Raw genomic sequence first — 22,625 nt, forward strand, 5'->3', positions numbered from 1 at the left:
CAACTGTTTGCTAAAAGTTCCAGCTACGTCCAAGACCTTAATTTGATTGTAAATTACTCTAGTGTTTCGTCGAAAAACCTTGAGGTTTACTGTCATGTTGAAACCCGGAATCCTTATCAAACTTCTGGTCAGTTTTGGGCTCCCTCTTGCTGTGCTTTTTATGCCCATCGATTGGATTCCCATTGACGACTTAACCCTGATCCAACATCGCCTACTGGCCATATTCTTGCTGGCGGCGTTGCTGTGGGTGTTAGAGCCAGTACCTGTTTTTGCCACTTCTATCCTGATTATCGCGCTTGAGTTGGTGATGATTTCCAATAAAGGATTGCACTGGTTTCGTACCCCGCCGCCCCATCATGACCTAGGCGTATTGCTTGATTACACAGACATATTCAGTGCCTTTTCCTCGCCGATTATTATTCTCTTTATGGGCGGTTTTGCCCTTGCGATCGCGGCCTCAAAGTATGAACTCGACAACAACCTAGCACGGGTGCTGCTCAAACCCTTTGGCAAACAGCCCAAGTTCATCATGTTGGGATTAATGCTGATCACCGCTGTGTTTTCGATGTTTATGTCGAACACCGCAACCACTGTTATGATGCTGGCCTTGCTTGGCCCGATTGTCGCTTCTGCACCCAAAGGGGATTTGGGCATCAAAGCGTTAGTGTTATGTATCCCTATTGCCGCCAATACGGGTGGCATTGCCACCCCGATTGGTACCCCACCCAACGCCATCGCGCTGCAATACCTGACAGGTGACAACTCGATTACCTTCTTAAGCTGGATGATGATGGGTCTGCCCTTCGTGATTATTCAGCTCACCATCGCTTGGTTTTTACTGCAAAAACTCTTCCCCTCCACATCCAATGAGATGCAGCTCAAACTCGATGGTCAGTTCCAACGCAACTGGCGGGCTATTACCGTCTATTGCACCTTCGCCATCACTATTTTGTTGTGGATGACCACTCAATTGCACGGCATGAACACCTATGTGGTTTCGATCATTCCTCTCGCCGTCTTCACCTTGACTGGCATTATGGGCAAAGCAGAACTCAAGCTGATCAACTGGGATGTGCTGTGGCTGGTTGCCGGTGGTATCGCCATTGGCATTGGTCTAGATAAAACCGGGCTCGCTGAAGCGCTGGCACATGCGATCGATTACGAGACCCTATCGCCTGTCGCGGTGGTCATCACCTTGTCTATGGTGTGTTGGTTGATGGCCAACTTTATGTCCAACACCGCGACCGCCAACTTGTTGATGCCCATCGCGGCAGCCATTGGCGCTTCGATGGAGAGCTTGGCAGCCATTGGCGGGCTGCAAGCCTTATTGGTTGTTGTGGCCTTCTCAGCCTCTCTCGGTATGATTTTGCCTGTCTCAACACCGCCGAACTCCCTGGCTTACTCAACAGGGCTAATTGAGAGTAAAGACATGGCCAAAACCGGCGTCATTATTGGCTTGATTGGTCTTGCGATTGTTTATGCAGCAACGCTCATTCTTACGTAACCGTTGCCCCACAGATCATACTTAGCTCGGCGCCCAGGTTCTCTTACCTGGGCGCTTTGTTTCTAGCGCGTTTTCGTGCATATTGCTTACCTTAATGATTTGCTTTGGATTTCACGATTATGGGCTATGAATGGCTGGCATTGGCAGCCGCGTTTTTATGGGCGGTAGCGAGTATTTTGTCTGTCACACCTGCGCAGCACTTAGGGACCTTTGCCTACAGCCGCTGGCGAATGGGGTGCACGTCTGCCATTCTCGCCTCGATGGCTTGGTTGACGGGTGGCTGGGCAAGCGTTGAGCTCACTGCGGTTTCAGCCATGGCGCTATCAGGCTTAGTGGGTATCTTCATCGGTGATACCGCGCTGTTTGCCTGTCTCAACCGCATGGGACCACGACAAGCGGGCTTGCTTTTCTCATGCCATGCGGTGTTCTCTGCCGTACTCGGCTATTTCCTGTTTAGCGAAAGCATGACCTCACTTGAGCTCATCGGTTCAGCGCTGGTCTTTTCCGGTGTCTTAACGGCGATATTTTTCGGGCGCAGAGGTCAAGCGGCGAATAGCTTGGAGTCCATTAAAGGCAACATTTGGGCAGGGATCGGACTTGGTCTCCTCGCTGCGCTGTGTCAGGCATTGGGCGGCATTATCGCCAAGCCGATCATGCAAACCGCGATCGATCCCATCGCCGCCTCCGCCATGCGTATGATGACCGCCTTTGTCGCGCACAGCGTCTTTTTTCTCTCCGGCGCACGGCTAGCGAGAGCGACGCAACCGATGAACACGCGCATTTTTGCGATTACCGCGATCAACGGTTTTCTCGCGATGGCAGTAGGGATGACACTGATCCTCTATGCGCTGCGTGAAGGGAACGTCGGTATGGTCGCGCTACTCTCTTCCACCACGCCAATCATGTTGTTGCCTATACTGTGGATCTACACCAAAAAGCGCCCCAACCGCTATGCGTGGATTGGCGCTTTGGTCGCGGTCGCCGGCACCAGTATCTTGGTGAGTTGAACCCAAGGCTCACACAGGTTAGTGTGAACAGCGGCCATCAATAGCACCTATTGAACTAATAGATAGATTCCGCTTTAAAAGGGATAAAATTAGGTCGAGACTGACAAGTAAAGAGAGACGGAGTAATTCCACACACTGGGCATGGTGAAAGATAACAACGGCATTTCGCCCAGTTTATTTGATCTTAACCTACAGTTTTGGTTAAAAAGTGTAGTAAAATTACGCTAATTTTGTTTCCAAAGTTACTTTGAAATTTTAACGAGGACATCACTATGTCAGCTAAGAAGCCATTGGCTCTAGTTATCCTTGACGGTTACGGTCACCGTGAGGACACAGCAAGCAACGCTATCGCAAACGCAAAAAAACCGGTTATGGATGCGCTACTTGCTAACCACCCACACACGCTCATTTCTGCATCAGGTATGGACGTTGGTCTACCGGACGGTCAAATGGGTAACTCAGAAGTGGGTCACACAAACATTGGTGCTGGCCGTGTGGTTTACCAAGATCTGACTCGTATCACCAAATCCATCTCTGACGGCGAATTTGCCGAAACGCCAGCGCTAGTCGAAGCAGTAGACGCGGCGGTAAAAGCTGGGAAAGCGGTTCATATCATGGGTCTGATGTCACCAGGCGGTGTTCACTCTCACGAAGATCACATCTACGCAGCGGTAGAAATGGCTGCCGCTCGTGGCGCAGAAAAGATCTACCTACACTGCTTCCTAGACGGTCGTGACACACCACCACGCAGCGCAGAAAACTCACTCAAGCGCTTTGATGAACTGTTTGCGAAACTGGGTAAAGGTCGCATTGCTTCTCTAGTGGGCCGTTACTACGCAATGGACCGTGACAACAACTGGGAACGTGTTCAAGTTGCTTACGACTTGCTAACGCAAGCTAAAGCGGACTTCACGTTTGATTCTGCGGTTGCGGGTCTTGAAGCGGCTTACGCTCGCGAAGAAAACGACGAATTTGTTAAAGCTACTGCGATTAAAACTGACGCACAAGAAGATGCCATCATGCAAGACGGCGATGCGCTGATCTTCATGAACTACCGTGCAGACCGCGCACGCCAAATTACGCGTGCTTTCGTTCCTGAGTTTGACGGTTTTGAGCGTGCGGTATTCCCAGCCCTTCATTTTGTGATGCTGACTCAGTACGCTGCCGATATCCCACTGGCGATTGCCTTCCCACCGGCGTCTCTTGAGAACACCTACGGTGAGTGGCTATCAAAGCAAGGTCAAACTCAGCTGCGTATTTCAGAGACAGAAAAATACGCACACGTGACCTTCTTTTTCAACGGTGGCGTTGAGCAAGAGTTCGACGGTGAAGAGCGTCAACTTGTCGCCTCTCCAAAAGTGGCGACGTACGACCTTCAACCAGAGATGAGCTCTGCAGAACTGACCGAAAAGATGGTCGCAGCGATCAAATCTGGCAAGTACGACACCATCATCTGTAACTACCCTAACGCTGACATGGTCGGTCACACAGGTGTGTACGACGCAGCAGAAAAAGCGATTGAAGCGCTAGACGCCAGCGTTGGCCAAGTCGTTGAAGCAATCAAAGAAGTGGGCGGTCAACTGCTGATCACAGCAGACCACGGTAACGCTGAAATGATGGTCGACCCAGAAACAGGCGGCACACACACTGCGCACACCAACCTACCGGTTCCTCTGATTTACGTTGGTGACAAAGCGGTTGAGTTTAAAGAAGGCGGAAAACTGTCTGACCTAGCGCCAACCATGCTGTCTCTTGCAGGTCTAGAAATCCCAGCAGAAATGACCGGAGAAATTCTGGTTAAATAATTTTGCTGCTGTGATAGAGAACCAAAGCCCGAGCCCATGCTCGGGCTTTTTGTGTATTCCAATTTCTGATTTGGGTATACTGACCCAATCTCAAACACTTAGGACAGACAGAACCATGGTATTGGTTGAGCAAGGACAGCGCAGTTTGCTTTTTAAACCGATGACGGTTTGGATTCTCGCCGTACTCTGTTGGCTTCCTATGACCAGTTTTGCCTCGACCTCTGAGCTTAAAGGGGTCAGTAGCGAGATCTCCCGCCAAAAGCAAAATCTCTCCTCGCAACAAAAAAAACTCGATGAGCTTCAGCAGTCTCTCAAACAGCAAGAACTCGGCATCACTCGACTCGAAAAAGAGATCACTGAGACCAAGGCGCAGCAAAAGAAAACCCAAGAGAGCATTGCAGAGCTCCAACGCCAAATTGATCAGCTAGAAGCGCAGAAAAAAGCCCAAAGCGACAAGCTTGCCGAGCTGATTCAGACCTATTACATGACAGAACGTGCGAAAGCGCCAGCCAATATGCTCAATCGTGGTGTGGAAGAAGATCGCATCAGCCAATACTTTCAACACCTAGCCAAACAGCGCGCTGACATCATCGATGAGTTGCAACTCACTACTGAAAAGCTAACGTCAAGTCAACGCCAACTCGAGTTAGAACAAGCGCAAATTGCTGCACTACTCAAGCAGCAAACTGAGCAGAAAAACGCGCTCACCAAAACGCAATCCAGTCGCCAAGGCACGGTCGCCAACATCAAAAAGAGCATTTCCAACGACCAAGTCTACCTTTCTGAATTGCAACGCAATGAGACGCGCTTAAAAGCGGAAATCGCCAAGGCCGCTAAACGCAATGCCGTGCCGATGGATGGTATTGCGCGACAAAAAGGCAAACTGCCTTGGCCACTGAAAGGCCGTATCCTACATCGCTACGGCGCGCCACAAACTGGTCAATTAAGCTGGAAGGGATGGGTGATTGACGCCGATTACGGTCAATCGGTCAAAGCCGTCTATTCTGGCACCGTGGTCTTTGCGGACTATTTACGAGGCTATGGCCTGGTTGTTCTGCTGGATCACGGCAAAGGCGATATGACCTTATACGGCTTTAACCAAAGTTTGATGAAAAAAGAAGGCGACAAAGTCACCGCCGGAGAGACCATTGCCCTAGCAGGTGATACTGGCGGTCAGCCACAGGCGTCCCTCTACTTTGAGATTCGCCGTAACAGCAAAACCCAAGACCCAAGTCAGTGGCTCACCCGTTAGCCTAGCGATTCTCAGCGCAGCTGATAGTACGCCTCAACCTGTTCAATAAACGTCGCTAATTGATTGGCGGGTAGCGCATTGATGCCAGCGGCGCCCTCTCTTCCACCGCCCGTCGCAAACGCCGAACAAATCGCCCCTGCCCCCTGTTTATTGTTCAAAGGCGCTCGCAGTGAAACCAAGAAGCTGCCATCAGGATTTTGTGTCAGTACCGCGTGCGCAGAATGAGGCGCCTGATTCGCTAACGCGTTGCCATACACACCACTGATGCGCCTTGCTGCGGCTTCATCAGGCAGTTCAAAAACACTCAATGTGGGGCTACGGTAACTGGCTTCCACCGACAATGCCCTCTCCATGTCTGCGTGATACGCGGCTTTTAATTGCCAATATGGGGAGTGCTTGTCAGCAATCACAGCAAAAGGATCATCATAAGCCAAAAGGGTGTTAAACAGCGCAGCCGGGTGGTAGTGCAAGTCCTCAATCTTGGCGCCATAACCGTTGTAATTGATCAGCGTCCCCAACTCTTGTAGCTGCGCGGCTTGTTTATCATCCAGCCCCGCTTGGCTAGCTAGCTGCTGCGCTGTCGCAATGAGATTGTCGCCAAAGGCAGCGGTGATGGCCCAAAAGTGAAAACGCCCGTCGAGCCACTGATCGACAATGAGCGCGGTACACATGTTGGCATCGAGATTAATGTGAGCATCGAGCAGTGGGTGCTCGGGGATGTCGCCCGCTCGGTGATGATCGGCATAGAAGACTGACACACCGCCATGCAGTAAGCTCTCCAACGCGACTCGATTTTTTTCCATCGAGATATCGAGCACTGTCACGCTATCGCCAGGCTGTGGCGATACCTTGTCTAGCAATTGGATGTCACGTTTGACGCCGGTGACCAGCGTTGTCTCTTTCGGCTGCGCTAAGCGCAGTTGCAGTAAGGCGATGATGCCATCGGCATCGCCATTAAACACATCGTAATGCATAAAAAACCCATTCACTTATCTTTCGATACTGTAATGGGTCTTAAAAAATCTAACAATTTTAATTCGTTATAACTAGGATCGAAAAAGCCAGTGCTGCGCGCCGTTAAGCATGCATGGCTTTGACCCCTTCCTCAAACAATTGTAACTGTTCAAGCCCCTGAGCCGTCGCTTTGGGCTTCACAATGGCGATCATTTGTAGCATTCCGCGATGAATGACTTGCTCGGTAATCTGTGTCCGTGGAGACATGGCAGATTGATACGCCAGCCAACTGGACGCAATCAAATGTAAGCTAGTGACCAGAGATTGCATTTCTTGCTCAGAGACATCCAATAAATCCAAAGCGACAAAGGCGTGCATGATCCCAATGAGATTGGTTTGCAGCTTCTCCTGCACTTGAATGTAGTCATCATGCAGCTGTTCATCTCGGCCCAAGATTTCTGGCAAGTTGGCATAGAAGAAACGGTATTTCCACATCAGGGTAAAAATAGAGTCGAGATAGTGCTTAAGTAACACCAAACTCTCCTGCTGACCTTGAATCGGCGTGAAACGTTCAAGCAGCTCGTTGGAGTAGAGCGTAAAAATCTCACGCACAATTTCTTGCTTATTGCGGAAGTGGTAATAGAGATTCCCGGGACTAATATCAATATGCGCGGCGATATGATTGGTGGTAATGGTGCGTTCACCATGCTCGTTAAACAGCTCCAAAGCCGCTAAGACAATTTTGTCGCGAGTCTTCATGAATAATCCGTATCCTTTCTTGTTATTTCAGCAGTATAGCGGCTAGTGTAACCGATAACAAAAAAGCGCCTGGTCATATCAGGCGCTTTGCAAAGATTACTCAATTATTTGTGGTATGGCTTGGATAACTCGTGGACCGCCTCAACAAACACGCCAGCATTTTCAGGTGGCACGTCCAAATGGATGCCGTGTCCGAGGTTAAATACGTGACCTGTGCCCGCATCACCAAAGCCTGCCAGAATGCTCGCTACCTCTTGTTGGATTCGCTCCGGTGAGGCATAGAGCATGGATGGGTCCATGTTGCCCTGCAGTGCCACTTTGTCACCGACTCGCGCTTTGGCGTCTTCGATGTTGATGGTCCAATCCAGTCCGACCGCATCACACCCCGTTGCGGCGATCTGCTCAAGCCACATTCCGCCGTTTTTGGTAAACAACGTGACAGGAACACGGCGACCTTCGTTTTCACGCACCAGTCCATCGACAATTTTGTGCATGTACTGCAATGAGAACAGCTGATAATCACGAGGGGTCAATACACCGCCCCAAGTATCAAACACCATCACGGATTGTGCGCCCGCTTGGATTTGCGCGTTAAGGTACGCAATCACACTGTCCGCCAGTTTATCTAGCAACAGGTGCAAGGTTTGTGGCTCGGCATACATCATCTTTTTAATTTTGGTGAAGGCTTTCGAGCTGCCACCTTCCACCATGTAGGTAGCGAGTGTCCATGGGCTACCCGAGAAACCAATCAGCGGCACGTCACCATTGAGATCCTTACGAATTTGACGCACAGCGTTCATCACGTACTGAAGTTCTCCTTCTGGATCTGGGATGCCAATTTTATCGACGTCAGCTTTCGAGGTAATCGGGCGATCGAACACCGGGCCCTCACCCGCAGCGAAGCGGAGACCTAATCCCATCGCATCTGGAATCGTCAAAATATCGGAGAACAAAATCGCGGCATCAAGTGGAAAGCGGCGTAACGGTTGAAGTGTCACTTCTGAGGCCAGCTCTGCGTTTTTACACAGTGACATAAAGTCACCCGCTTGCGCGCGCGTGGCTTTGTATTCTGGCAGGTAGCGACCCGCTTGGCGCATCATCCATACCGGGGTGTAATCAACAGGCTCTTTGAGCAGAGCAAGAAGATAACGGTCGTTTTTGAGTTCTGTCATTCTGTTCTTCCAATCATTTAAGCTGACTTTTTATCGCTCGTATTCTAACACTGTTTAGCTCTCAAAAGCGGTGTGCTTTGCAACCCAGATCAAGTTATTTACTATTAAATCAGTGCTTAATTTGCGCTCAACGCATTGGAGTGTTAAATATTTGTTTGCTAGCGAAAACTACAATTATAAACTGAACATCTCCGTGTTCAGCATCTCATAACGACATCTTACTTACCCCCTCCCTCTCGGAGGGTTTTTTTTATCTCTGCAAGCGTATGCTCAATCAGTGCTCTCGCGATGGTGCCGACTGGCGCAACGGGCGGCATGGCGTCAACCGTAAACCACCGCGCATCACTGAGTTCACTGTAGTCGGGTTTCAATGTGCCACCGGCATAGTCGGCTAAAAAGCCCATCATCATGCTCGATGGAAAGGCCCAAGGTTGGCTACCAAAGTAACGCACGTTGGTGACGTCAATCCCCGTCTCCTCCTTGACTTCTCGCGCCACACATTGCTCAAGGGTCTCTCCGACTTCTACAAAGCCCGCTATAACGGTGTACATACCATTTCGATGTCTTGGGTGTTGAGCAAGTAAAATCGAGTCTTGGTGGCGTACAGCGACGATAATGCAGGGAAAAATGCGCGGATAATGCAACGTTCGGCATTCACCACACTGCATCGCTAATTGATTGTGATTGAGATGGTTACGGCCACCGCACTGCGGGCAAAAACGCATCGTCTGACGCATGTGACCATATTGCACCGCTTTGCTGGCCAAGAGAAACAGTGCCTCAGGTAGCGTAAGCGCTTCTCGAAGCGAAGTAAGCGGTAATGATTGCACCACCCACTCCTCACAAAGCCACATGACGGGAAGCCCTTCGTAGTGACCGATTTCTATCGCCTCATGCGCAGGCAATTCGAGGGTTTCAGCGCAGCCTTTTGGCAACGCACCGCCGGGTAACCAAAGCTCACTTCCCGAGACCACACACCAGTAAGCATCACCCATACGGTTCGTGTCACTTTTCTTTAACATCAGCCACTCCCTTTACTTGCAGTTCGTCTATTTTACTGGCAATCTAAATTCATACCAGAGTTTGTAGTGGGAAAGATCTCCGGCTATAAATTTTAGTAAGGACAAGAGGTTAATTCTCTCAACCTGCTTTGATTTCAAAGCGTAACGATCATCCGGATGGTGATCCGACAAGAGGGCCTGGTCATGTTAAGAAAACTAAAAAGAACCCAAGAACAATGGGGCGGATCGAGTGATGTTATCGACCATTGGTTAGATAGCCGCCAACGTTTGATCGTTGAATTTTGTAAGCTTGCCGCCTTGCAACCGACCTCCTCGAAAACGGCTGTCGTCGAACTCCCTACCCCTGCTGAACTGCAACATTTTTGTGGCGAACTGGTCGACTATATTTCCGAAGGTCATTTTAAAATTTACGACATGGTCATGGATAAGTGGCGCTCGACAGGCTTTGAAGCGACCGATGAGATAAACGATACCTACGGTAAAATTGTCCTGACCACTGAGCCTTTATTAAACTTTACCGATAAGTACGCAGCGGTGAGCGACGACGAGACGTTAGACGATTTTGATGCGGACATGTCTGAGATTGGCGAAGTGATCGAAGAGCGCTTCGAAGTCGAAGATCGCCTCATTCAGCTTATTGCGGACAGCTTAGCCATTCCGCCCGGCGCTTAACTTATAACCAGCTCCCTCATTTACTTAAAGGTCGATTCACTTCGATAAGTCAACAGACATCGACCTCTAGGCACTAGGCACTAGGCACTAGGCACTAGGCACTAGGCACTAGGCACTAGGCACTAAATTCTATTCCAAAATACAAAAAAGGCACCCGAAGGTGCCTTTTTTCATGTCGCTGTATGATTACTCTTCAGAAGAGAAACCTGCGTTAAGCAATGCTGCAAGGTTGTCTGTTGCTTGTTCAGCAGATGGACCTTCTTGCTCTTGTGCACGCTTCGCTTGACGATCTTGGTGGTATGCGAAACCGGTACCTGCTGGAATCAGACGACCAACAATCACGTTTTCTTTCAGACCACGTAGCTCATCACGCTTACCAGAAACAGCCGCTTCTGTTAGTACGCGAGTTGTTTCCTGGAACGATGCCGCAGAGATGAACGACTCAGTCGCTAGCGACGCTTTCGTGATACCTAGTAGTTCACGTTCAAAGCGAGCTGGCTCTTTGCCTTCAGCTTCTAGCTGGCGGTTCGCAATCTTCACTTGTGAGTATTCTACCTGCTCACCCGCTAGGAACTCTGAGTCACCAGCGTGTGTGATAGTACACTTACGTAGCATCTGACGAACGATAGTCTCGATGTGCTTATCGTTAATCTTAACGCCTTGCAGACGGTATACTTCTTGAACTTCGTTCGCGATGTATTGCGTCACAGCGTGGATACCACGTAGACGAAGGATGTCATGCGGAGACTCTGGGCCGTCGGCGATCACATCACCACGTTCCACCTTCTCACCTTCGAACACGTTAAGCTGACGGTGCTTAGGAATCATCTCTTCGTAGGTGTCACCACCTTCACGAGTGATCACTAGACGACGCTTACCTTTGGTCTCTTTACCGAATGACACAGTACCTGTGTGCTCAGCAAGGATCGCAGGCTCTTTTGGCTTACGAGCTTCGAATAGGTCCGCAACGCGTGGAAGACCACCAGTGATATCTCGGTTACCACCTGACTTCTGAGGAATACGTGCAAGTGTATCACCCACACCCACTTCAGCGCCGTCTTCGATGTTCACAATCGCTTTACCAGGCAGGAAGTAATGCGCTGGCATTTCAGTACCAGGGATCAATACATCGTTGCCTTGCGCATCAACAAGTTTGATAGCTGGACGCATATCTTTACCTGCTGCTGGGCGAGCGGCGGCTTCCGTCACTTCGCTTGAAGATAGACCAGTCAAATCGTCGGTTTGACGAGATACAGTTACGCCATCGATCATGTCAACGAACTGGATGCGACCTGCCACTTCAGTGATGATTGGCATGGTGTGCGCTTCCCAGTTTGCCACGGTCTCACCGGACTTCACTGCGTCGCCATCGCCTTTGCTCAATAGAGAGCCGTAAGGCAATTTGTGTTTCTCTTTAGTACGACCGAACTCGTCAATGATCATCATTTCAGAAGCACGAGAGGTGATCACCAGCTTGCCATCTTTGTTGATAACAAATTTCGCATTGCTGAGTTTCACAGAACCGTCGTTCTTCGCTTGGATGCTGTTCTCTGCCGCTGCTGTCGATGCCGCACCACCGATGTGGAACGTACGCATCGTTAGCTGTGTACCTGGTTCACCGATAGACTGAGCAGCGATAACACCGACTGCTTCACCTTGGTTCACTAGGTGACCACGTGCTAGGTCACGGCCGTAACATTGTGCACAACAACCGAAGTCAGCATCACAGGTTACAACAGAGCGTACGCGCATGCTGTCGACTGAGTTCTCTTCCATGATTTGACACCACTTCTCATCGATCAGCGTGTTACGTGGAATAAGAACTTCTTCAGTACCTGGCTTCATCACGTCTTCAGCAACAACACGACCTAGCGCTAGCTCAGTCAGTGCCACTTTAACGTCACCACCTTCGATGTGAGGCATCATGTCGACGCCTTCGTGCGTACCACAGTCATGCTCGGTAACGACAACGTCTTGAGCAACGTCTACGAGACGACGAGTTAGGTAACCCGAGTTCGCTGTTTTCAGTGCCGTATCCGCAAGACCCTTACGAGCACCGTGCGTTGAGATAAAGTACTGAAGTACGTTTAGACCTTCTTTAAAGTTTGCGGTGATCGGCGTTTCGATGATTGAACCATCTGGACGCGCCATCAGACCACGCATACCGGCAAGCTGACGAATCTGAGCAGCAGAACCACGAGCGCCCGAGTCAGCCATCATGTAGATGCTGTTGAACGACTCTTGTTGCTCTTCTTCACCATCGCGGTTAACCACAGTTTCAGAAGAGAGGTTCTCCATCATCGCTTTCGCAACGCGATCGTTGGTCGATGCCCAAATATCGATCACTTTGTTGTAGCGCTCACCCGCAGTAACAAGACCTGACTGGTACTGTTCTTGGATTTCGCGTACTTCTTCTTCTGCTTCTGCGATTTCAGTGTACTTCGCCTCTGGTACTACCATGTCGTCGATACCGACAGACACACCAGATAGTGCCGCGTAAGCAAAACCTGCGTACATGATTTGGTCAGCGAAGATAACCGTGTCTTTCAGACCCAGTTTACGGTAAGCCTCATTCAACAGGTTCGAAATCTGCTTCTTACCAAGCTTTTGGTTCACTAGGCTGTATGGAAGACCTGATGGCACGATTTGCCATAGCATTGCACGACCAATCGTGGTGTCCACGAGTTTGGTTTCAGTGGTGCTGTTGCCGTCTTCATCAACAACGGTTTCAGTAATACGTACTTTTACGCGTGCATGTAGCTCAGCGCTCTTAGTGCGGTATGCCTTTTCAGCCTCTTCTGGGCCAGCAAGGTACATGCCTTCACCTTTCACGTTGATCTTTTCACGTGTCATGTAGTACAGACCCAATACCACGTCCTGAGAAGGTACAATGATAGGATCACCCGATGCTGGCGACAGAATGTTGTTTGTCGACATCATCAGAGTACGAGCTTCAAGCTGTGCTTCTAGAGTTAGAGGCACGTGAACCGCCATTTGGTCACCATCGAAGTCCGCGTTATACGCCGCACACACAAGTGGGTGTAGCTGAATCGCTTTACCTTCGATCAGTACAGGTTCGAACGCCTGGATACCAAGACGGTGAAGTGTTGGTGCACGGTTCAATAGTACTGGGTGTTCACGGATCACTTCGTCTAGGATATCCCAAACGACCGCTTCTTCACGCTCTACCATCTTCTTCGCAGCTTTGATTGTCGTCGCAAGACCACGAGTCTCTAGCTTGCTGTAGATGAATGGTTTGAATAGCTCTAGTGCCATCTTCTTAGGAAGACCACACTGGTGCAGACGAAGGTATGGACCTACTGTGATTACAGAACGGCCAGAGTAGTCTACACGTTTACCTAGAAGGTTCTGACGGAAACGACCTTGTTTACCCTTGATCATATCAGCAAGAGATTTCAGAGGACGCTTGTTCGAACCTGTGATCGCACGACCGCGACGACCGTTATCTAGAAGGGCATCAACAGACTCTTGCAACATACGCTTTTCGTTACGTACGATGATGTCCGGAGCCGCTAGCTCTAGTAGACGCTTCAAACGGTTGTTACGGTTGATCACGCGACGGTATAGGTCGTTCAGATCAGATGTCGCGAAGCGACCGCCGTCTAGTGGTACTAGAGGACGTAGATCTGGCGGAAGTACCGGAAGCACAGTCAGGATCATCCACTCTGGGTTGTTACCAGATTGAACAAACGCTTCAACAAGCTTCAGACGCTTCGTGATTTTCTTACGCTTAGTCTCTGAGTTAGTCGACTGAAGCTCTTCACGCATCTCTTCGATTTCAGCAGGTAGATCCATAGAACCTAGAAGGTCTTTGATCGCTTCTGCGCCCATCTTAGCCGTGAATTCATCGCCCCACTCTTCTAGACGGTCCAGATACTCTTCTTCTGTCAGCATCTGGCCTTTTTCTAGATCCGTCATACCTGGCTCTGTTACCACGTACATTTCGAAGTAAAGAACACGTTCGATATCACGTAGAGGGATATCCATCAGTAGACCGATACGAGACGGCAGTGATTTTAGGAACCAGATGTGAGCTACTGGTGAAGCAAGCTCGATGTGGCCCATGCGGTCACGACGAACTTTAGTTTGTGTAACTTCAACGCCACACTTCTCACAGATAACACCACGGTGTTTCAGACGCTTGTATTTGCCACAAAGACATTCGTAGTCTTTTACTGGGCCAAAAATACGCGCACAGAACAGACCATCGCGCTCAGGTTTGAACGTACGATAGTTGATCGTTTCAGGTTTTTTCACTTCACCGAAAGACCATGAACGGATCATGTCTGGTGAAGATAGACCGATTTTGATTGCATCAAACTCTTCGGTCTTATGCTGTGCTTTTAGAAAGTTTAATAAGTCTTTCACAATCAGCTCCTGTAAGGAGTTAAAAGATGCCTGCCAAGACAGGCACCTTCTACCAAATAACCCAATTTATCTCTGTCTCAGAGATGGTGGATTACTCTTCGTCTTCTAGCTCGATGTTGATACCTAGCGAGCGAATCTCTTTCAACAATACGTTGAACGATTCTGGCATACCAGGTTCCATGCTGTGGTTACCGTCGACGATGTTTTTGTACATCTTCGTACGGCCGTTCACGTCATCCGACTTAACTGTGAGCATTTCTTGTAGCGTGTAAGCAGCACCGTATGCTTCAAGTGCCCATACTTCCATCTCACCGAAACGCTGACCACCGAACTGAGCTTTACCACCAAGTGGCTGCTGAGTTACTAGGCTGTAAGAACCGGTTGAACGAGCATGCATCTTGTCATCAACAAGGTGGTTCAGTTTGAGCATGTACATGTAACCTACGGTTACCGGACGCTCAAACGCATCACCAGTGCGACCATCAAACAGTGTTAGCTGACCAGATTCTGGTAGATCACCCAGTTTCAGTAGCTCTTTAATTGATGTTTCGTTCGCACCGTCAAAGACTGGTGTCGCGATTGGTAGACCACCACGAAGGTTGCCGATCAGCGTGCGTACTTCGTCATCGGATAGTGAAGCAATGTCCACTTGCTGACGCGTTTCGCCAAGGTCGTAGACTTTCTGTAGGAAGTCACGGAACTTAGCCAGCTCTTGCTGCTCTTTCACCATCTGGTTGATCTTGTCACCGATGCCTTTCGCCGCCAGACCTAAGTGAACTTCTAGGATCTGACCGATGTTCATACGTGAAGGTACACCCAGTGGGTTAAGAACGATGTCGACCGGTTGGCCTTTCTCATCGTATGGCATGTCTTCAACAGGGTTAATCTTAGAGATTACACCCTTGTTACCGTGACGACCCGCCATCTTATCACCAGGCTGAATGCGACGTTTCACCGCGAGGTAAACTTTCACAATCTTCAGTACGCCAGGAGCAAGATCATCACCTTGTGTGATCTTACGACGCTTAGTTTCAAACTTCTTATCGAAGTCCGCTTTTAGCTCGTCGTACTGCTCAGCCAATTGCTCTAGCTGAGTTTGTAGTGCGTCGTCTTCTAGCGTGAACTCAAGCCACTTCTTACGATCCGTTGCGTCAAGCTTCGCTTCCGCGTAGCCACCGTCGATCAAGACAGCTCTCACACGGTTAAGAAGGCCACCCTCAAGAATCTGGAATTCTTCAGTTAGGTCTTTCTTCGCTTCTTTCAGCTGCATCTGTTCAATTTCAAGCGCACGCTTGTCTTTCTCTACGCCATCGCGAGTAAAGACTTGAACATCGATGATGGTACCTGACACAGAGTTTGGTACACGCAGTGACGTATCTTTCACGTCTGAGGCTTTTTCACCGAAGATAGCACGCAGTAGCTTCTCTTCAGGCGTCAGCTGAGTTTCACCTTTCGGCGTCACTTTACCAACTAGGATGTCGCCACCCTTCACTTCAGCACCGATGTAAACGATACCTGACTCGTCAAGTTTAGACAGAGCAGACTCACCTACGTTTGGAATGTCAGCTGTGATCTCTTCTGCACCAAGCTTAGTATCACGCGCCACACAAGATAGCTCTTGGATGTGGATCGTTGTGAAACGGTCTTCTTGAACGACGCGCTCAGACACTAAGATCGAGTCTTCGAAGTTGTAACCGTTCCAAGGCATGAACGCGATACGCATGTTCTGACCAAGCGCTAGCTCACCAAGGTCTGTTGAAGGACCATCAGCAAGAACGTCACCACGTAGTACAGATTCACCTGGCATCACACATGGACGCTGGTTAATACATGTGTTTTGGTTTGAACGTGTGTACTTCGTTAGGTTGTAGATATCGATACCCGCTTCACCAGGAATCAACTCTTCTTCGTTAACCTTAACAACGATGCGCGATGCGTCCACAGATTGGATAACACCACCACGTTTCGCTACCGCCGTTACACCTGAGTCAACCGCGATGTTACGCTCAATACCTGTACCAACGAGAGGCTTATCAGCCTTCAGTGTTGGAACAGCCTGACGTTGCATGTTCGCACCCATCAATGCACGGTTCGCATCATCGTGTTCTAGGAACGGGATAAGCGATGCCGCGATAGATACAACCTGGTTGGTTGCAACGTCCATGTAATCAACATGTTCGCGTGGGTGTAGACCAGATTCACCTTTCTGACGAGCAGTGATCAGCTCTTCAGCAAATGTGCCCTCTTCAGTCAGAACCGTGTTCGCCTGAGCGATAACGTACTGACCTTCTTGAATAGCAGATAGGTAATCCACTTCGTCTGTTACTACGCCATCAACAACGCGACGGTATGGTGTCTCTAGGAAACCGTACTCGTTACAACGCGCAAACGCAGACAGAGAGTTGATCAGACCGATGTTTGGACCTTCAGGCGTTTCGATAGGACATAGACGACCGTAGTGCGTTACGTGTACGTCACGTACTTCGAAGCCAGCACGCTCACGAGTTAGACCGCCAGGACCCAATGCAGAAATACGACGCTTGTGCGTGACTTCTGATAGTGGGTTGTTTTGGTCCATAAACTGAGACAGCTGTGAAGAGCCAAAGAATTCTTTTACTGCCGCTGAGATCGGCTTAGCGTTGATCAGGTCTTGAGGCATGATAGCATCAAGATCGCCAAGGCTTAGACGCTCTTTAACCGCACGTTCGACACGAACAAGACCAACACGGAATTGGTTTTCAGCCATTTCGCCAACGCTACGGATACGACGGTTACCTAGGTGGTCGATATCGTCCACTTCGCCGATGCCGTTACGGATAGCGATAAGCTTCTTCATCACTTCGATGATATCAGTCTCATCAAGAGTGCCTTGCTCACCAGCATCTTCACGTTCGATAGAGCTGTTGAACTTCATACGACCAACAGTCGATAGATCATAACGCTCTTCAGAGAAGAATAGGCTTTCGAACAGAGCTTCTGCCGCTTCTTTCGTTGGTGGCTCACCAGGGCGCATCATGCGGTAGATTTCAACTAGCGCAGAGATGCGATCAACGGTGCTGTCGATACGCAAGGTATCAGACATGAATGGACCGTGATCAAGATCGTTGGTAAAGAGCACTTCAAGCGCTTTGTGGCCTGCTTGAGACAGGTTCGCGAGTGCTTCTAGGCTGATCTCTTGGTTTGCTGCAACAATGATCTCGCCAGTGGCTTCATTGATGTAATCTCTTGACGCCACTTTACCTACGATGTACTCAACCGGTACTTCGATATGGTCAACCCCATCTTTTTCAAGTTGGCGGATGTGACGAGCCGTCACGCGACGACCTTTTTCAACATAAACCGTGCCGTTCGCTTCGATATCGAATGTCGCTGTTTCGCCACGTAGGCGATCAGGGACCAACTCCATCAAGAGAGTTTGGTCTTTCACTTCGAAGTTCACCTTCTCAAAGAAGATGTCTAGGATCTCTTCTGTCGTCTTACCTAATGCGCGCAGAATGATCGAAGCAGGTAGCTTACGACGGCGGTCGATACGTACGTATAGGTTATCCTTAGGATCGAACTCAAAATCAAGCCATGAACCACGGTAAGGAATAACACGTGCGTTATAAAGAACTTTACCCGATGAGTGGGTTTTACCCTTATCGCTGTCGAAGAACACGCCTGGGCTTCTATGCAGCTGGGATACGATAACCCTCTCGGTACCATTGATTACGAAGGTACCATTGTCTGTCATAAGCGGAATTTCGCCCATGTAGACTTCTTGTTCTTTAATGTCTTTGACAGTACCTGCTGGCGCGTCTTTATCAAAAATAACTAGGCGCAGTTTTACGCGTAGAGGTTTTGAATAAGTAACGCCGCGGATTTGACATTCTTTCACGTCAAATACTGGCTCACCAAGACGGTAGCTAACGTATTGCAGCTCGGAATTGCCGTTGTAGCTCTGGATTGGGAATACAGAACGGAAAGCAGCCTCAAGACCGTATTGCCCCTCAGGATCCTGTTCGATGAATTTTTCGAACGAATCGAGCTGGATCGATAGCAGGTATGGAATGTCCAAAACTTGTGGACGAGTACCAAAGTCCTTACGGATGCGCTTTTTCTCGGTATAAGAGTAAACCATGGGGTTCCTCAGCTCGCTGATAAGTGACCCAAACTGTCTCCAATCGTTATGAGACAGTGACTGAACAACTGTTTAACAGTAGTGACATTTCATAAAGCAACAATGAAATGTTTTTTTGCTTGAGCTTAGGTGACTAAACAGCGGAAAATTCACCTATGCCCTACAGCGCAAAAAGGCCGGTGGTTAAAAAACCACCAGCCATTAGCCGTTAGGCTAAGAAACTATGCAGTAATTACTTAACAGTAACACTTGCACCAGCTTCTTCTAGCTGAGCTTTAAGAGCATCAGCTTCAGCTTTCTCAACGCCTTCTTTCAGAGGTGCTGGAGCGCCGTCTACTAGAGCTTTAGCTTCTTTAAGGCCTAGACCAGTTGCGCCACGTACTGCTTTGATTACAGCAACTTTGTTACCGCCAGCAGATTCTAGGATTACGTCGAATTCAGTTTGCTCAGCAGCAGCTTCGCCTGCAGCAGCACCGCCAGCTACAACAGCAGCAGCAGCAGATACGCCGAACTTCTCTTCCATCGCTTCGATTAGTTCAACAACTTGCATCACAGACATTTCTGCGATTGCGTCTAGGATTTGCTCGTTAGTAATAGACATAACAATTCTCTTTTAAAATCAACAATAAGTTTAATTAGCAACCAGTAAAAAGCAAGGCTTACGCCGCAGCTTCTTCTTTTTGATCGCGGATAGCAGCGATAGTACGTGCCAACTTGCCAGCAGAAGCTTCTTTCATGCACATCATTAGGCGTGCAATCGCTTCATCGTAAGTTGGTAGTGTCGCTAGTACTTCAGCGTCAGTTAGCGCGCCTTCAAATGCAGCAGCTTTGATCTCGAAGTGTTTGTTCTCTTTAGCGAAGTCTTTGAAAAGACGCGCTGCAGCACCTGGGTGCTCGTTAGAGAACGCGATGAGAGTAGGACCAGTGAAAGTGTCTGTTAGACACTCGTAGTCTGTACCTTCAACCGCACGACGCATTAGAGTGTTACGAACAACTCGTACGTAAACGCCAGCTTCACGAGCTTGCTTACGTAGTGAAGTCATTGCGCTTACTTCAACGCCACGAGAATCAGCTACAACTGCAGAAAGTGCACCACTGGCAGCTTCGTTGACTTCAGCAACAATTGCTTTTTTGTCTTGAAGGTTTAAAGCCATCTTGGATTTACTCCTGGTTGTTGTTACACCACTCACTATTATCACAACAGTGAGAGCTATTGAGGTGCTTCCCAGAAGAAAGGTAACTATTTACATAGAGCTTTCTGTCAGTTCGGGCACCATCTACGTAGGAAAATTAAGTCTGAAGTTGTAAAACAAATTCAGACACCTACGGTCTTGGACGGAGACTGGGTCATAATTCACAGCCAATTCTTAACGAATTGAATGAACCAAAGTTCAGCCCCAACCACAAATATTAGGCGCAAAATTATACATTAATTTTGCGCCTAAGCAAATATATTATGCTTGAGTGTTCAGGCTAGCCTGATCAACAGCAACACCAGCACCCATTGTTGTAGAGATGCTGACTTTCTTCAGGAAAACACCTTTCGCTGAAGATGGCTTAGCTTTCTTCAGAGCCACTAGAAGTGCTTCTAGGTTCTCTTTGATCTGCTCTGCAGAGAAGTTTGCTTTACCGATAGTCGTGTGGATGATGCCGTTTTTGTCGTTACGGTAACGAACCTGACCCGCTTTAGCGTTCTTAACCGCTTCAGCAACGTTAGGAGTTACAGTACCAACTTTAGGGTTTGGCATTAGACCGCGAGGACCTAGGATAGTACCTAGTTGACCTACAACGCGCATTGCATCTGGAGAAGCAACAACAACGTCAAAGTTCATTTCGCCTTTCTTCACTTGCTCAGCAAGATCTTCCATACCCACTAGATCTGCGCCAGCTTCTTTAGCTGCTTCAGCGTTTGCACCTTGAGTGAAGACTGCAACGCGGATATCGCGGCCAGTACCGTGAGGTAGTACAGTTGCACCACGTACGTTCTGGTCAGATTTACGAGCATCGATGCCAAGGTTAACAGCAACGTCTACAGACTCAACGAATTTCGCTGTTGCTAGCTCTTGAAGAAGTGCTACAGCTTCGTTGATTTCGTATTCTTTAGTTACGTCAACTTTTTCGCGGATTACGCGCATGCGCTTAGTTAGTTTAGCCATCTTATTAACCCTCTACCACTAGGCCCATTGAACGAGCAGTACCTGCGATAGAACGCTTCATCGCTTCGATGTCAGCACCAGTCATATCAGCAGCTTTAGTTTCTGCGATTTCTTGGATTTGAGCGTCAGTAACAGTACCCACTTTCTCAGTGTTTGGACGACCTGAACCAGACTTAACGCCAGCCGCTTTCTTAAGAAGAACTGCAGCAGGTGGAGTCTTAGTGATGAACGTGAAAGAACGGTCACTGTATACAGTGATAACAACTGGAGTTGGTAGACCTTTCTCTAGAGATTCTGTTTTCGCGTTGAACGCTTTACAGAATTCCATGATGTTCACACCGTGTTGACCTAGTGCAGGACCAACTGGTGGACTTGGGTTTGCCATACCAGCAGCAACTTGCAGCTTGATATAAGCTTCAACTTTCTTAGCCATGATAATTCCTAAATTTTGGGTACAGACGCTATTCGACTGAACAGCTCCCCGTTGATGTCAATACTTGTTACTTTGGTTGAAGCTGGGCTTCAGCCAAAATAATAAGGCGCGAAATTATAGTCATAATCCGCGCCCTACACAACCCTAAAAGGTCATTAATTAATCATGTTTTTCAACTTGACCAAATTCAAGCTCAACTGGTGTTGCACGACCAAAGATCGATACAGACACTTTCAGGCGGCTCTTCTCGTAATCCACTTCTTCAACCGTACCGTTGAAGTCAGCAAATGGACCGTCGGTCACGCGAACCACTTCACCCGCTTCGTACATAGTACGTGGACGAGGTGCTTCACTCGCTTTCTCAAGACGATTCAAGATAGCGTCAGCTTCCTTATCAGAGATAGGAGCTGGACGATCTGAGGTACCACCAATGAAGCCCATGACACGCGGCACACTACGTACTAAGTGCCATGATTCATCGTTCATGATCATCTGGACTAGAACATAGCCCGGGAAGAACTTACGCTCAGATTTACGACGTTGACCTGCGCGCATTTCCACAACTTCTTCTGTTGGGACTAGCACTTCACCAAACAGCTCTTCCATGCCATGCATTTTGATATGCTCACGAAGAGACTGAGCTACGCGGCCTTCAAATCCAGAGAAGGCTTGAACCACATACCAGCGTTTTTTAGGAGCTTCACTCATGAATTAAAACCTCTATACCCCAGTCACAAAGGCAACAAGACGAACCATAATGCCGTCAATGCCCCAAAGTGCTAGAGCCATTACAATACTTACAGCTAAAACGATCAAAGTTGTTTGCATAGTTTCTTGGCGAGTCGGCCAAACCACTTTGCGAACTTCCATGCGAGATTCTTTAGCAAAATCAATCGCAGCTTTACCTTTCGTTGTTGTAGCAGCCACACCCAGTGCCGCAGCGATTAGCACAACAACACCTGCAGCGCGAATCACTACAGAGAGTTCACCGTACAGGTAATTACCCACAACAGCGGCAGCTAGCAGAACAAAAGTGACAATCCACTTAAAGATATCTGCGCTATTTGAGCTTTCAGGAGTTTCAGCATTATTAGCTTTCATAAAACCAGCCTGTCATTAGTCTTAATATAGACGACAACAACCCCGCTGTTGCAGGGCAAATCCATACACGCCAATCATTACTGGTCGACGTACTCTTTATTGATCAAAACGCCCAGTTTTTAATCAAAATTTTCCTGCGTAATGCTTACATGAACAACAAATCAGCAAACATTATCTTCAGTGCAGAAAAAGGGCATCAAATGATGCCCTCTTTGCTACTGGTTCGTCAAATCTTATTCCAAGATTTTCCGAAGACTTCAGCTAATTTATCTAAATTAG

17 protein-coding genes are annotated in these 22,625 nt (G+C 48.7%); 5 read left to right on the forward strand and 12 right to left on the reverse strand.

The features are described from left to right. Window positions 1–94: 94 nt before the first annotated feature. The 4 genes from AC6R10_RS14740 to AC6R10_RS14755 all read left to right on the forward strand — a co-directional run bounded on the left by AC6R10_RS14740 (window position 95) and on the right by AC6R10_RS14755 (window position 5,568). Complete coding sequence (locus tag AC6R10_RS14740; protein WP_500625711.1) at window positions 95–1,504, forward strand: SLC13 family permease; 1,410 nt, start codon at window positions 95–97, stop codon at window positions 1,502–1,504. A 119-nt stretch (window positions 1,505–1,623) separates the two neighbouring features. Then, window positions 1,624–2,511 carry a DMT family transporter gene (locus tag AC6R10_RS14745; RefSeq protein WP_500625715.1) on the forward strand — a complete coding sequence of 296 codons (888 nt, stop codon included), beginning with the start codon at window positions 1,624–1,626 and terminating at the stop codon, window positions 2,509–2,511. 272 nt (window positions 2,512–2,783) lie between these two features. Then, window positions 2,784–4,316 carry a 2,3-bisphosphoglycerate-independent phosphoglycerate mutase gene (gene gpmM / locus AC6R10_RS14750; protein ID WP_500631033.1) on the forward strand — a complete coding sequence of 511 codons (1,533 nt, stop codon included), beginning with the start codon at window positions 2,784–2,786 and terminating at the stop codon, window positions 4,314–4,316. Between the two features lie 160 nt (window positions 4,317–4,476). Next, window positions 4,477–5,568 (forward strand): murein hydrolase activator EnvC family protein, encoded by a 1,092-nt coding sequence (locus AC6R10_RS14755; RefSeq protein WP_500672709.1) that lies wholly within the window; start codon window positions 4,477–4,479, stop codon window positions 5,566–5,568. An 11-nt stretch (window positions 5,569–5,579) separates the two neighbouring features. Here AC6R10_RS14755 and AC6R10_RS14760 read toward each other — a convergent pair whose 3' ends face one another. The 4 genes from AC6R10_RS14760 to nudC all read right to left on the reverse strand — a co-directional run bounded on the left by AC6R10_RS14760 (window position 5,580) and on the right by nudC (window position 9,475). Continuing rightward, window positions 5,580–6,542 carry a DHH family phosphoesterase gene (locus AC6R10_RS14760; RefSeq protein ID WP_500672703.1) on the reverse strand — a complete coding sequence of 321 codons (963 nt, stop codon included), beginning with the start codon at window positions 6,540–6,542 and terminating at the stop codon, window positions 5,580–5,582. 103 nt (window positions 6,543–6,645) lie between these two features. Further along, window positions 6,646–7,281: a TetR/AcrR family transcriptional regulator gene (locus tag AC6R10_RS14765; protein ID WP_334555700.1), complete on the reverse strand. Its 636-nt coding sequence runs from the start codon at window positions 7,279–7,281 to the stop codon at window positions 6,646–6,648. Between the two features lie 104 nt (window positions 7,282–7,385). After that, window positions 7,386–8,453 carry a uroporphyrinogen decarboxylase gene (gene hemE / locus AC6R10_RS14770; RefSeq protein ID WP_500672704.1) on the reverse strand — a complete coding sequence of 356 codons (1,068 nt, stop codon included), beginning with the start codon at window positions 8,451–8,453 and terminating at the stop codon, window positions 7,386–7,388. A gap of 218 nt (window positions 8,454–8,671) precedes the next feature. Beyond that, window positions 8,672–9,475 carry an NAD(+) diphosphatase gene (gene nudC, locus AC6R10_RS14775; protein ID WP_500672705.1) on the reverse strand — a complete coding sequence of 268 codons (804 nt, stop codon included), beginning with the start codon at window positions 9,473–9,475 and terminating at the stop codon, window positions 8,672–8,674. Between the two features lie 177 nt (window positions 9,476–9,652). Here nudC and rsd point away from each other — a divergent pair, with 177 nt between their 5' ends. Continuing rightward, window positions 9,653–10,147: a sigma D regulator gene (rsd, locus tag AC6R10_RS14780; protein ID WP_334555727.1), complete on the forward strand. Its 495-nt coding sequence runs from the start codon at window positions 9,653–9,655 to the stop codon at window positions 10,145–10,147. Window positions 10,148–10,333: 186 nt separating this feature from the next. Here rsd and rpoC read toward each other — a convergent pair whose 3' ends face one another. The 8 genes from rpoC to secE form a co-directional block, all read right to left on the reverse strand. Then, window positions 10,334–14,536, reverse strand: coding sequence for a DNA-directed RNA polymerase subunit beta' (gene rpoC / locus AC6R10_RS14785; RefSeq protein WP_500672706.1), 4,203 nt, complete (start codon window positions 14,534–14,536; stop codon window positions 10,334–10,336). A 91-nt stretch (window positions 14,537–14,627) separates the two neighbouring features. Continuing rightward, complete coding sequence (gene rpoB, locus AC6R10_RS14790) at window positions 14,628–18,656, reverse strand: DNA-directed RNA polymerase subunit beta (RefSeq protein WP_500672707.1); 4,029 nt, start codon at window positions 18,654–18,656, stop codon at window positions 14,628–14,630. Between the two features lie 232 nt (window positions 18,657–18,888). Beyond that, window positions 18,889–19,257, reverse strand: coding sequence for a 50S ribosomal protein L7/L12 (rplL, locus tag AC6R10_RS14795; protein ID WP_500672708.1), 369 nt, complete (start codon window positions 19,255–19,257; stop codon window positions 18,889–18,891). 58 nt (window positions 19,258–19,315) lie between these two features. Beyond that, complete coding sequence (gene rplJ, locus AC6R10_RS14800; RefSeq protein WP_334555694.1) at window positions 19,316–19,810, reverse strand: 50S ribosomal protein L10; 495 nt, start codon at window positions 19,808–19,810, stop codon at window positions 19,316–19,318. A 300-nt stretch (window positions 19,811–20,110) separates the two neighbouring features. After that, window positions 20,111–20,812, reverse strand: a complete 702-nt coding sequence (rplA, locus tag AC6R10_RS14805; RefSeq protein WP_334555693.1) for a 50S ribosomal protein L1 — start codon at window positions 20,810–20,812, stop codon at window positions 20,111–20,113. A gap of 4 nt (window positions 20,813–20,816) precedes the next feature. After that, complete coding sequence (rplK, locus tag AC6R10_RS14810) at window positions 20,817–21,245, reverse strand: 50S ribosomal protein L11 (protein WP_334555692.1); 429 nt, start codon at window positions 21,243–21,245, stop codon at window positions 20,817–20,819. 159 nt (window positions 21,246–21,404) lie between these two features. Next, the gene (gene nusG, locus AC6R10_RS14815; RefSeq protein WP_334555691.1) at window positions 21,405–21,953 is read right to left on the reverse strand and encodes a transcription termination/antitermination protein NusG; all 549 of its coding nucleotides are present in this window, start codon (window positions 21,951–21,953) and stop codon (window positions 21,405–21,407) included. Between the two features lie 12 nt (window positions 21,954–21,965). Next, window positions 21,966–22,346, reverse strand: coding sequence for a preprotein translocase subunit SecE (gene secE, locus AC6R10_RS14820; RefSeq protein ID WP_334555690.1), 381 nt, complete (start codon window positions 22,344–22,346; stop codon window positions 21,966–21,968). Window positions 22,347–22,625: the final 279 nt, after the last annotated feature.

It is taken from the genome of Vibrio sp. R12-SG2-ISO1 (assembly GCF_059834045.1).